Below are 11,231 nucleotides of genomic sequence, written 5' to 3'. Positions count from 1 at the left end.
GAGGTGAAAATGCGACGGATTGCCCTGGCCGGCGTGGCCATGCTCGCGGTGGCGGCCTGTACCCAGACGGCACCTGGCGTTTCCCGCGCGGCAGAGCAGACGGTGGTGGTCCCAGGCGCGATTCCCGGCACCAGCCAGCAGGCCGTGGTTTCGGGCGAGATGAACACGCTCCGCGTTCCGGTCCAGGGCAACACGGCGCCTCGGCATGACCTCTACATCCGGGTGAACGGTCAGCCGGCGGTACAGGGTACGCTCGTGACATATGGCGCGACGACATTGCAGGGCTACGCCGGGACGATGCCGGTCACCGCGGTGTGCCAGTCGCGGGAGCTCGCCAAGGCCGACCGCCAGTTCGACTGCAACATCACGCTGAATAACCGGCAGACGGTGCCGATGTCGTTCCGCGCGACGCCGACCGGCCCGCAGCAGCCGGTCGACCGGAGCTGACGAGAGCCGCGCCACCGGCCGGCGGCGTGCTGCAGGTCACGTTCTGGACGCGGAAGGTCTTGCGCGTCGCCGGCAGGGTTGTAGGAGGGCGGTCCCGAGCTGTCCGGAGCCGCCATGATCCGCCGCCTTGCCGTCGATGTTCCTCGTGTCCTGCTGGGATTGCTGTTCCTGGTGGGCGCGCTGGACGGATTCTACTGGATGGCCACCGGGCAGAGCCTGGTGCAGCCGCCGACTTCCGCCGCCGGTCTGCGCTTCGAGGATGCGCTGAAGGACAGTGGCTTCCTCTGGCCCCTGATGAAGGTGGTCGACCTGATCGCCGCGATCGGCCTGCTGACCAACCGCGCACCGGCTGCGGCGCTGCTGCTGCTGTTGCCGATCATCACGGTCATCATCCTGTTCCACATCGTGCTGAACCCGCAGGGCATGCCGGTGGCTATCCTGCTGGCCTTGATGACCGGCACGATGCTCTACGCCTATCGTGATCGCTACGCGGCGCTGCTGCGGTAGCTACTGCGCGTATCCGCCGACGACCGGCAGGATCTCGCCCGTGATGTAACTCGACATCTGGGGGGAGGCGAGGAAGACATAGGCTGGCGCAAGCTCCTCGGGCTGCGCCGGTCTTTTCATCGCGGTTTTCGAGCCGAAGCTCTTCGCCTTCTCAACATTGTCGCTGGGGTTTAGCGGGGTCTAGACCGGCCCGGGGGCCACGGCGTTCACGCGGATGCCCTTGGGCAGCAGGCTGCCGGACAGGGCTCGGGTGAAGGCGTGTATACCGCCCTTCGTCATCGAGTAGTCGACGATCGCCGAGCTGCCCTCGAAGCCGGTCACCGATCCGGTATTCACGATCGAGGACCCCGGCCGGAGGTGCGGCAGGCAGGCCTGCACCATATGGAAGTAGCCGTAGAGGTTGGTCTTGATGGTGAGGTCGAAATGCTCGGCCGTCAGGTCCTCGAAGCGCGAGACATGAAGCTGGAAGGCGGCGTTGTTGACCAGGATGTCGATCCCGCCGAGTTCCGCAGCGACGCGCCGCGCGGCTTCCATGCAGAACTGCCTATCCGTGACGTCACCGACAATGCCGAGGAAGCGACGCCCTTCGCCCTCCACAGCAACGCGCGTCGCGTCAGCGTCGGCCTGTTCCTCCTCCAGATGGATGATGGCGACGTCCGCGCCCTCGCGTGCGAAGAGAACCGATACCGCGCGGCCGATGCCGGAATCGCCACCGGTCACGATCGCCTTCATGCCATCGAGCTTGCCCGAACCGCGATAATAGGGCGCCTCATACATCGGAGGGAGCTGCTGCTCGGCTTCAATCCCCGGCTTCCGCAGTTGCTGATCCGGGAAGGGCGGCTCGGGGTAACGTCGCGCCCCGGCCTGCATCGCAGCCGCCATCTCCTCGCGCGGCCGCGCTTCATCGGCCTTGCGCACCTGCTCCTGCACCGCGCGCTGCTGTTCGGTCACCTTCATCATGGTCCTCCTGCCCGGCGGAGGGGCCGCGCCCGCCGCCGGCGATGCAATCACCGCTTAACGCTGCGGGACTGCGTGGCGGCCGACCGCTTCTCGGCATTGTCATCGTTGCCCGCCGCCGTGGATGAAGGCTTCACGCGCAGCGGACGTGCTTTACGCCGGAGACTGTCTCCGCGACGTCCTCAGCGCTACCGACGGTTCTGCCAGCTGCGGCGCCACGCGGAATGGCCTTCCGAATCACCGAAGCAGCCGCCCTGGCCGCGGGAACAATCATCGTCGTCGCGAAAGCGTCCGCCCCCGCCGCACCGGCCCTCCCAACCCATTCGAGAGGCGACAGCGGCTCCGGCTGCCGCCGCACTGCTTCACCACATCGTCCGCGCGGCGCGGGCCGGCCATTCGCGGTCATAGACCTCGCCGCCGGTTTCGCCGCGGCTCATCACGGCGAGGATGCGTCCAGGCGTCGGCAGGCTGCCCGGCGGGACGTGGCGGTCGGCATCCCACAGCCCGGCGCGCACCACAGCGCGGGCGCACTGGAAGAACAGCTCCTGCACCTCGATGACCGCGACGGATCGCGGCGTGGCGCCCTCGACCGCGAAGGATGCCAGCAGGTCGGGGTCGATCGACAGATGGGCGCGCCCGTTGACACGCAGCGTGGTGCCGGAGCCGGGGATCAGGAACAGCAGGCCGACGCGCGGGTCGCGCACGATGTTGCGCAGACTGTCCACGCGGTTGTTGCCGCGGCGGTCGGGCAGCAGCAGCGTGCGGTCGTCGGCCAGGCGCACCAGGCCACGGGCATCCCCGCGCGGCGAGGCGTCCAGCCCCTCCGGCCCGACCGTGGCCAGGACGAGGAAGGGGGATGCCTCGATCAGCCGGCGGTACTCGGGGGTGATGCGATCCGCGACCTTCGCCGTGGAGGCGAGGTTCGGCGCGCCGTAGATCGCTTCCAACGCGTCCACCGTCTCGATCCGCATGGCCGGGTCTCCCTTGCTGCCGTCGCGGCGATACGCCCCGGGGTCGGCCGTCGGTAGACGGAGGACCGTGCCACCTCTCCACGTTCATCGAGGCTTCATGCAGCGGCGCAGGACTGGCGGCATCGGGTTGGCCCTCCCGCGGCTGCCTGCGGTCCGTGGCGCTACGGCGGGCCTGCCGCATAGCGACGGCGCTCGTGATGTGATCGGAAGGCGAGCGCGATCCCGCACGGATGCGGCAGGATGCGCCCCGGCGACGGTGCTGCGCGGGCCGCGACCGCTCGGGGGATGATCGATGGCGCGGGGTTGGGTGGCGATCGGTTGGGCATTGACGCTGGCAGCGCTGCCGGTGGCGGCGCAACGTGCGCCCGACCCGGCGCGGCCCCTACCGGCCGAACGTGCCTGGCTCGAAGCGTGCGTGCTGGGCGCGCTGGCGCATCCGCCGCGCGCGGCCTTTGGTCGCTGCGCCTGGCGGCTCGCCGCGGTCTGCCAGGGCGAGCCGGGAGAGGGGCTGCTAATCGCGCGCCTGCCGGCGCTGCCTGGGCGGCCGCAATCCGCCGCCATCTGCGCCCAGGTCGAGACGGCGCTGTGGCAGCAGCAGATGGAACGCTGGGCTCGCGAGGTCGCGCTGCTTGCGCCGACTGCGCAGCAGGAAACGCTGCGGCGGCTGCAACGCGCCTTCATCGGCTATCGGGACGCTGCCTGCGCGCTGGAAGGAACATTGTCGCCGCCGGCCGAGGCGGAAGCGAACCGGCTTTCCTGCCGGCTGGAGCAGACGGCGATCCGCGCGCTGGAGCTGAAGCGGTTGCGTGACGAGATGTGGCTGGCGGTCGGCTTCGCTTCGGTCGAGGGGCCCTGACCGGTGCAGGCCGGGAGAGGGACTCCCCCCTCTCGGCCTCACCGTCGCGCCCTTGGCTCAAGCGGCCTTGCGCGCCTTGATCGTCAGGCGCTCGGCGATCTGCACCGCATTCAGCGCGGCGCCCTTCAGCAGCTGATCGCCGCAGAGGAAGAAGTCGAGCCCGCGATCCCCGAACACCGGGTTCGCCCGGATGCGGCCGGCCTCGACGTCGTCCTGGCCCGTCGCGTTGATCGGCATCGGGTAGAGGCCCTGCTCGGGGTCATCCACCAGCTTCACGCCCGGGGCATTGCGCAGCACCTCGCGCGCCGCTTCCGGCGTGATGGGGCGTTCCGTCTCGATAGTCACCGCTTCCGCATGCACGCGCATGGTCGGGATGCGGACCGCGGTGCACGAGATCGGGAGATCGGGCATGCCCATGATCTTCCGGCTCTCCCACGTCACCTTCATCTCCTCCTTCGTGTAGCCGTTCGGCTGGAAGGCATCGATCTGCGGGATGACGTTGAAGGCGAGCGGCCAGCGGAACACCTCGTTCTCCGGCTTCACGCCCTCGACCAGCACGCGGCGCGTCTCACGCTCGAGTTCCGCCATGCCCTCCGCCCCGGCACCCGAGGCCGCCTGGTAGGTGGACACGATCACGCGCTTCAGGCCGAAGGCCTTGCGCAGCGGTTCCAGGGCGACGACCAGGATCGCGGTCGTGCAGTTGGGGTTCGCGATCAGCCGGGCGTCGCCCGCGGCCGCCGCATTCACCTCGGGCACCACCAGCGGAACGTCGTCCTGCAGGCGGAAGGCGGAGGAATTGTCGACCACCGTGACGCCCGCCGCGACCATCGCCGGCGCATGGGCCTTGGCGAAGTCACCGGACACAGCGAGCAAAGCGAGGTCGAGGTCGCGCACGGCGGCGTCCGAGAATTCCTCGATCGTGACGTCGCCGAAGGGCGTTTTCGTTTTCGTGCCGGCGCTGCGGGCGGAGGCGAACAGCCTCAGGGAGGTGACCGGGAAGGCCCGGCGCCCCAGAACATCCACAAGCTCGCGGCCCACCGCCCCGGTGGCGCCGACAATACCGACACGCATGTCCCTCTTTGTCCTTTCGACGGTTGGAAGGGGGCGGGATGCTTAGCGCAAAGCCGGCTGAGGACCAAAGCATTGTTGCCGGGCGCGGGTGCCCCGGCCCGTCAGCGCGGCATCCCGAGAGCGATCAGCCCATCCAGGATGCGCCCCTCGGCAACGCGCTCGGCCTCCTCGCAAAGGGGAGGCCGCGCCATCGTGATCTGCGCGAGCGTGAGGCGTGGGTGGGCCTCGCGAAGCCGTCTGACCGACGCGGCGGCAGCCGTGCGGTCGCCAAGGGCCAGATAGCAGGGCGCCAGGTTGCGGTTGAGCCAGACGGCGCCGGGGTTCTCGGTGAGGGCGCGATTGATCCAGCGGGCGGCCTCCGCAAAGCGGCCCGCGCTGAAATACGCAGCCCCGATGCCGGCCAGGCAGTTGCCGATCGGCGCGCGCGGTCCTTTCAGCGGCAGGGCGCGGCGGAACTGCCCGAGGGCTCCTTCGCCGTTGCCCTGGTTCGCCAGCACCCAGGCGCTGCGCTCCCAGGCCCAGCCGAAGCCGGGATCGATCGCCTTGGCACGCGCCAGCAGGACCAGCGCTTCATCGCGGCGGCCTTCCGCCATGGTGACGCCGCTGCGCGCCGTGAGCACCCACGGATCCGCGAGGTGATCGAGCGCCGCCGCGCGATCGGCCAGTTGCCGGGCCCGCCTGCGTTCCGCGGCCGGATCGGCGACGCCGTCGTAGAGGACACGCTGGCTGCGGCACCACGCCGCCAGCGCGACGGGTCGCGCATCGTCGGGATCGAGGCCCATGGCGTCTTCGAGCATGCCGAGCGCCAGCGTCGCGCTGGTCGGGTCGGCCGCCAGGACGAGGGGCAGGGCGCGCAACACGAGGTCGCCGGCGCGCGGAACAGCTGGCGGACCTCGCCGCGCGCATTCGATTGCCGTCCCGTCGGTGCCTGGCTGCACCGCGCTGACCACGTCGCTGACCACACGACCCAGCAAGCCGGCGAGATCGTCGATCGTCCCATGATGGGCGTCGCCCCAAACGTGACATTCGCCATCCGGACGGTCGCGCAGCTGCGTCACGACCCGCACCGTGCCATCCGCAAGGCGCGCAACATGTCCGGTCAGGCAATAGCGGTCGCTTCGCCCGGCGCCGCCGAGGCGGGCCGCGAATCCGTGAAACCGCCTCAACCCGGCGGTCATCTGCTCGGTCAGCGATTCTGCGAATCTCGCCAGATCGGGATCGGCGGTATCGGCGCGGAAGTGGAGCACCGCGAGCTCTGCTGCGATGCGCCTCGGCGAGGGGCAGAACAAGGCGTCGTCCATCCGTTCCGGTCGTGCGCCGAGCGCATTGCCGGCGGCGCCCGAATCGGCCACGGCCGCCCTGGCCCGCGAGAGCGTCGCCGACGGCGGCTCGCCGAATTGCTGCCGGTATTCCGCTGCGAAGCGCCCCAGATGCAGAAACCCGAAACCAGTCGCGACCCGGGTGACCGTTGCGCCGCCATCCGGGGCGAGCAGTGCGTCGCGCACCGCCGACAGGCGCATCCGACGGAGGTGCTCGAGCGGCGGCCGGCCGACGAAAGCGACGAAATGACGATGCAAGGTACGTTCGGGCACCCCGCAGAGCTGGGCCAATTCAGGCATCGTCATGCGCAGCGCCAGCGCCCGGCGCAGGTAGGCGAGCGCGATCCTGACGTCGCGCGGCGCGGCGATGCTCGGCGTCGGTGCCTCGGCAGGATGCTCGTATGGCGCCATGCGATGCTGCTCCAGGCGCGGTCTCGCAACCACATGGCAGGATAGCGCTCTCAGCCCCAGATCTGCGTGGGAATCCTCCGGATGGCCGATCCGAATGGCTGGAACCGGATAGGCCGCCGCCGCGCGGATGTTGTCCCCTACGCATCCGCTGGCGGGCCGGCTGAGCCGGTCGGCTGCCCGAGGGGAGGGAGGCCGAGGGAGATGCTGCGCAGGAGTTTTGTCGCGACTGCACTGGCGGGCGCATCGTCGTCCCGGCCCGCCGTTGCCCGGAGTGCGGGCGGCGCCGTGGACCTGCTGCTGGCGCTTGCCATGGACGTTTCCGGCAGCCTCAGCGATGAAAGGCTGACGCTTCAGCGCTCTGGCCACGCGCGGGCCGTCGCGAGCGACGCCTTCCTCGATGCGGTAGCGTCCGGGTTTCATGGCAGGGTCGCTCTCGCCGCGATCGAGTGGACCGATCGTGAGCGCCAGTCACTGGTCGTTCCCTGGAGCGTCGTCGAGACCGGCGCCGACGCGCGGCAATTCGCCACCGCGCTCCTGCGCGCATCCCGGCCGATCCCGGGCTACACATCGATCAGCGGCGGCATCGACTTCGCGGTGGCGTTGCTCGACCGGGCACCTTATGCGGCGATGCGCCGCGTGATCGATGTTTCCGGCAATGGACCGAATAATGACGGCCGGCTGGCGAGCGAGGCGCGCGACGACGCGGTCGCCGCGGGCGCGACCGTGAACGGCCTGCCCATGCTGGATGTCGTGAGCGATCTCGCCGGCTATTTCGCTCAGAACGTCATCGGGGGGCCGGGCGCCTTCATGGTCGTGGCGCAGGACGCAGGGAGTTTCGAGCGGGCCATCCTTCGGAAGCTGGTGCTCGAAGTCGCGCACGTGCCGGGGGAGGGCCCGCGCGATCCCATATTCGCGGGGAGCCCCATGCGGCCCGGCTCATAGGCTGCCCATGGTCCGGAAAAACCCGTCCTTCGCCCGGGGCGCCGGACCTTCGGCCGTCCTGCCGGAACGACGCCCCGGGGGGCTCAGGGGTCGCGCGGTCCCGCCTATCACCGTATAAACCCCGGCCTTATCTGCCGTTGAGTTCAGCCATCGTGACGATCCCCACCGTTCCCGACCTCACGACCGTGAAGGCATGGCCTTTCGAGGAAGCGCGCAAGGTCGCCGCGCGGCTGGCGAAATCGGGCAAGGACGTCGCGTTGTTCGAGACGGGCTACGGCCCGTCCGGCCTGCCGCATATCGGTACCTTCGGGGAGGTCGCGCGCACCTCCTGGGTCCGGCATGCCTTCACCCTGCTGACGGGGCTTCCGTCCCGGCTGATCGCCTTCAGCGACGACATGGACGGGCTGCGCAAGGTGCCGGACAACGTGCCGAACAAGGAGATGCTGGCCGAGCATCTCGGCCGGTCGGTCACCGCCATCCCCGACCCCTTCGGCACGCATGAGAGCTTCGGGCACCACAACAATGCCCGGCTGCGGGCGTTCCTCGACGCCTTCGGCTTCGACTACGAATTCGCGAGCTCGTCCGACTACTACAAGTCCGGACGCTTCGACGACGCCCTGATCCGCATGGCGGAGAAGCATGAGAAGGTCCGCGCGGTCATCCTGCCGACGCTGGGCCCGGACCGCCGCGCGACCTACTCGCCATTCCTGCCGATCCACCCGAAGACCGGCGTTGTGATGCAGGTGCCGATGGAGGAGGTGCGCCCCTCCGAGGACCTGCTGATCTGGCGCGACCCGGCGGATGGCACGCGCCACGCGACGCGGATCACGGGCGGGCATTGCAAGGCGCAGTGGAAGGCCGATTGGGCACTGCGCTGGTACGCGCTCGGCGTCGACTATGAGATGTCGGGCAAGGACCTGATCGATTCCGTGCGGCTATCCTCGGCGATCTGCCGGGTGCTCGGCGCCGAGCCGCCCGATGCCTTCACCTACGAGCATTTCCTGGACGAGCAGGGCCAGAAGATCAGCAAGTCGAAGGGCAACGGGCTGACCATCGACGAATGGCTGCGCTACGCGCCGGCGGAAAGCCTGTCGCAATACATGTACAACCAGCCGCAGCGGGCGAAGCGGCTGTTCTTCGACCAGATCCCCCGCGCGGTGGACGAATACCTCCAGCACCGGGCGCGGCTGCGCACGGCGCCGGATGCGACGAATCCGGCTTGGCACATCCACGCCGGGGCGGTGCCGAACGACCCGGAGCCGCCCGTCTCCTTCACCATGCTGCTGAACCTCGCCTCAGTGGTGAACGCGGATGATCCGGCGATCCTGTGGGGGTTCCTCGCGCGCTACGCGCCGGGGGCGACGCCGGCGACGCAACCGCTGCTCGGCAAGCTCGTTGAGCATGCCGTGCACTATTACCGGGACTTCGTCGCACCGACGAAGCGCTTCCGCCTGCCGACCGAGCCGGAGCGCGAGGCCCTGTCAGCGTTGATGAGCGCGTTGCGCGACCGTGCCGTGGACCTCGAAGCCATGCCGCCCGAGCAGCGCGCGAAGGAGATCCAGGACCTGGTCTACGATGCCGGCCGTCGCGAGCCCTTCCAGCAGCCGAACAAGGACGGCTCGATGGGCGTTTCGCGCGCCTGGTTCAACGCGCTGTACCAAGTTCTGCTCGGGCAGGAGGAAGGGCCGCGCTTCGGCGGCTTCGTGGCGCTCTACGGCATCGCCGGCACGATCGGGTTGATCGAGACGGCCCTGGCGCGGCGGCAGGAGAACCCGGCCGCGTGAGCATGGGTGCGCGCCTGCTCGCCCTCGTGAAGCGGCACGGGCCGACCGTCTTCGGCCTTCTGCTGCTTGGCGGCGCCCTCTATGTCGTGCAGCGCGAGTTCCGCACGCTCTCCTGGGCGGACATCAAGGGTGCGCTCGATGCCACGCCGGCGGTCGCGCTCTGGGCGGCCGCGGGCTTCACGCTGACAGCCTACATCGTGCTGACGGCCTATGACCGGCTGGGCTCGGTGTATGCGGGGCATCCGGTGTCCTATGCACGGACCTCGCTGGCCTCCTTTGTCGCCTATTCGCTGGCGAACAACCTCGGCTTCGCGACCGTGTCGGGGGCGGCGGTGCGGTACCGCTTCTACGCGGCCTGGGGGCTGCCGCCGCTTGCCATTGCCAAGGTCGTCGCCTTCACTTCGCTCACCTTCGGCCTCGGTGGCTTCGCGCTCGGCGGCCTGGTGCTGATCGTCGAGCCGGAGGTGCTGCCCTTCTTCGGAGACGGTACGCCGCGCTGGATGATGCAGGCGGTCGGCGCCGTGATGTGGATCATCGTCTGTTCCTACATCCTCGCGGCGCGCTTCGTGTCGCATTTCCGGCTGTTCGGGCACCAGATCGACCTGCCGGGCTTCCGCATGGCGGTGGGCCAGACGGCGCTGGCCTCGGCGGATGTCGCGGTGACGGCGCTGATCTTCTGGACGCTGCTGCCGCATGCGGAGGGGCTGACCTTCCTGCACTTCCTTGCGATCTACGTGCTCGCGCTGTCGGCCGGCATCATCGCCAATGTCCCCGGCGGCATCGGCGTCTTCGACGGGGCCATCCTGATCGGCCTTGCGAACTACCTGCCGGCGCCGGTCGTGATCGGCGCGCTGCTGCTGTTCCGGCTGTATTACTACATCGTGCCGCTGTTCATCGCCGGGCTGATGTTTGCGGCCTTCGAGATCAGTCAGCGGCGTCACCTGATGGAACGCATCGCGCCCGAGCGCGGCGTCGCGATTTCCTTCGAGGTGCCGGCAATGGCCGCGCTCACCGGCCTCGCGGCGATGACGATGATCATCATCGGCGCGCTGCCGCCGAAGCCGAACGCGCTCGACGGCGTCTTCGACTTGCTGGACGACGCGGCGAGCCATTTCGCCGCCTCGGTGGTCGGCTGCCTGCTGCTGGTCGCAGCCTATGGGCTGATGCGGCGGCTCGCCATTGCCTGGTGGGCGGCGCTGCTGCTGCTGCTGAATGGCGCCTTGGTGGTCTGGCTGCGGGGGGAGCCCTGGTGGCTGACCGGCGGTTTCCTGCTGCTGATGCTGCTGCTGACGACGGTGCGCCCGGCCTTTTATCGCCGCGCGCGGCTGACCTCGGAGGCGCTGGCGGGCGAGACGGTCGCCGCCCTCGCCGCCCTGTCGTTCAGCGGCCTGACCCTCGCGGGCATCGCCTATGCCGGCCCCTATGCGGATCTGTCCTGGTGGGGCGTGGTGCTCTCGGCCGAGGTGCCGGATTCGCTGCGCTTCGCGGTCGGCCTCGCCGCGGTGCTACTGATCGCGGCGGCCGCATCGCTGCTGCGGCCGGCCCGCATCGCGGTGCTGCCCTATGATGAGGCGGTTCGGCAGCGCCTGATCGCGCTGGGCGCCACGGCGCCGGTGGTGGGCGGTGCGGACGGCGCGATCTTCGGGGAGGCCGGCCGTGCCGGCTTCGCCTTTGTGAAGCGGGAGGAGACTTGGCTCGCCCTTGGCGATCCGGCCGGGGAGGAGCGGGACCGAATCTCCGCGATCTGGCGTTTCCGGGACCTGTGCGAGAGAAACCGCGTCGACCCCGCCTTCTGGCGCGCCGGGCCCGCCCTGCTGCGCGTCTATGCCGATATCGGCCTGACGCCGTTTCCGCTGAAGCCGGGCCCGACCGGGCCACTCTATCTTCTTTGCCGTCCGGAGCGGGACATGGAAGGGCTGCTGTCCCTTCTGCCCGCCGAGGACGAGGTCGCGTGATCCGCTTGCAA

At 69.6% G+C, this 11,231-nt stretch carries 9 protein-coding genes and 1 pseudogene; 6 read left to right on the top strand and 4 right to left on the bottom strand.

Features of this window, described 5'->3' with window-relative positions; genetic code table 11:
* Positions 1-9 precede the first annotated feature (9 nt).
* Together GXW78_RS12495 and GXW78_RS12490 are read left to right on the top strand one after the other, a co-directional pair.
* Complete coding sequence (locus GXW78_RS12495) at positions 10-447, top strand: hypothetical protein (RefSeq protein WP_211869147.1); 438 nt, start codon at positions 10-12, stop codon at positions 445-447.
* A 114-nt stretch (positions 448-561) separates the two neighbouring features.
* Positions 562-954: a hypothetical protein gene (locus GXW78_RS12490; RefSeq protein ID WP_211869146.1), complete on the top strand. Its 393-nt coding sequence runs from the start codon at positions 562-564 to the stop codon at positions 952-954.
* Here GXW78_RS12490 and GXW78_RS12480 read toward each other — a convergent pair.
* Positions 955-1,686, bottom strand: a pseudogene (locus GXW78_RS12480) (SDR family oxidoreductase).
* Positions 1,687-2,273: 587 nt separating this feature from the next.
* Positions 2,274-2,882, bottom strand: a complete 609-nt coding sequence (locus GXW78_RS12475; protein ID WP_211869143.1) for a pyridoxamine 5'-phosphate oxidase family protein — start codon at positions 2,880-2,882, stop codon at positions 2,274-2,276.
* A gap of 292 nt (positions 2,883-3,174) precedes the next feature.
* On the opposite strand from GXW78_RS12475, the gene GXW78_RS12470 reads away from it, so the two are divergent.
* Entirely contained in the window at positions 3,175-3,738 is a 564-nt protein-coding gene (locus tag GXW78_RS12470) for a lysozyme inhibitor LprI family protein (protein WP_211869142.1), read from the top strand.
* Positions 3,739-3,795: 57 nt separating this feature from the next.
* On the opposite strand, the gene GXW78_RS12465 is transcribed toward GXW78_RS12470, so the two are convergent.
* Both GXW78_RS12465 and GXW78_RS12460 read right to left on the bottom strand, forming a co-directional pair.
* Positions 3,796-4,809, bottom strand: coding sequence for an aspartate-semialdehyde dehydrogenase (locus GXW78_RS12465; RefSeq protein WP_211869141.1), 1,014 nt, complete (start codon positions 4,807-4,809; stop codon positions 3,796-3,798).
* A 101-nt stretch (positions 4,810-4,910) separates the two neighbouring features.
* Positions 4,911-6,959: a helix-turn-helix domain-containing protein gene (locus GXW78_RS12460; RefSeq protein WP_246522093.1), complete on the bottom strand. Its 2,049-nt coding sequence runs from the start codon at positions 6,957-6,959 to the stop codon at positions 4,911-4,913.
* On the opposite strand from GXW78_RS12460, the gene GXW78_RS12455 reads away from it, so the two are divergent.
* From GXW78_RS12455 to GXW78_RS12445, 3 genes are all read left to right on the top strand, one after another.
* Positions 6,849-7,481 (top strand): DUF1194 domain-containing protein, encoded by a 633-nt coding sequence (locus GXW78_RS12455; RefSeq protein WP_246522118.1) that lies wholly within the window; start codon positions 6,849-6,851, stop codon positions 7,479-7,481. The genes GXW78_RS12460 and GXW78_RS12455 overlap by 111 nt on opposite strands.
* 152 nt (positions 7,482-7,633) lie before the next feature.
* On the top strand, positions 7,634-9,265 hold the full coding sequence (locus GXW78_RS12450; protein ID WP_338147740.1) for a lysine--tRNA ligase: 1,632 nt from the start codon (positions 7,634-7,636) through the stop codon (positions 9,263-9,265).
* A gap of 2 nt (positions 9,266-9,267) precedes the next feature.
* Complete coding sequence (locus tag GXW78_RS12445) at positions 9,268-11,220, top strand: phosphatidylglycerol lysyltransferase domain-containing protein (protein WP_211869233.1); 1,953 nt, start codon at positions 9,268-9,270, stop codon at positions 11,218-11,220.
* Positions 11,221-11,231: the final 11 nt, after the last annotated feature.

Source organism: Neoroseomonas terrae (assembly GCF_018129025.1).
Classification (GTDB): Bacteria; Pseudomonadota; Alphaproteobacteria; order Acetobacterales; family Acetobacteraceae; genus Neoroseomonas; species Neoroseomonas terrae.
Note: the sequence above shows the minus strand (reverse complement) of the source record. Positions and strands in the feature narration are given on the sequence as shown.

Coding starts and splice junctions, on each gene's coding strand:
- GXW78_RS12470 (WP_211869142.1), top strand. CDS start 3,175: ATGGCGCGGGGTTGGGTGGCGATCGGTTGGGCATTGACGCTGGCAGCG.
- GXW78_RS12445 (WP_211869233.1), top strand. CDS start 9,268: ATGGGTGCGCGCCTGCTCGCCCTCGTGAAGCGGCACGGGCCGACCGTC.
- GXW78_RS12455 (WP_246522118.1), top strand. CDS start 6,849: ATGGACGTTTCCGGCAGCCTCAGCGATGAAAGGCTGACGCTTCAGCGC.
- GXW78_RS12460 (WP_246522093.1), bottom strand. CDS start 6,959: ATGAAACCCGGACGCTACCGCATCGAGGAAGGCGTCGCTCGCGACGGC.
- GXW78_RS12495 (WP_211869147.1), top strand. CDS start 10: ATGCGACGGATTGCCCTGGCCGGCGTGGCCATGCTCGCGGTGGCGGCC.
- GXW78_RS12490 (WP_211869146.1), top strand. CDS start 562: ATGATCCGCCGCCTTGCCGTCGATGTTCCTCGTGTCCTGCTGGGATTG.
- GXW78_RS12465 (WP_211869141.1), bottom strand. CDS start 4,809: ATGCGTGTCGGTATTGTCGGCGCCACCGGGGCGGTGGGCCGCGAGCTT.
- GXW78_RS12475 (WP_211869143.1), bottom strand. CDS start 2,882: ATGCGGATCGAGACGGTGGACGCGTTGGAAGCGATCTACGGCGCGCCG.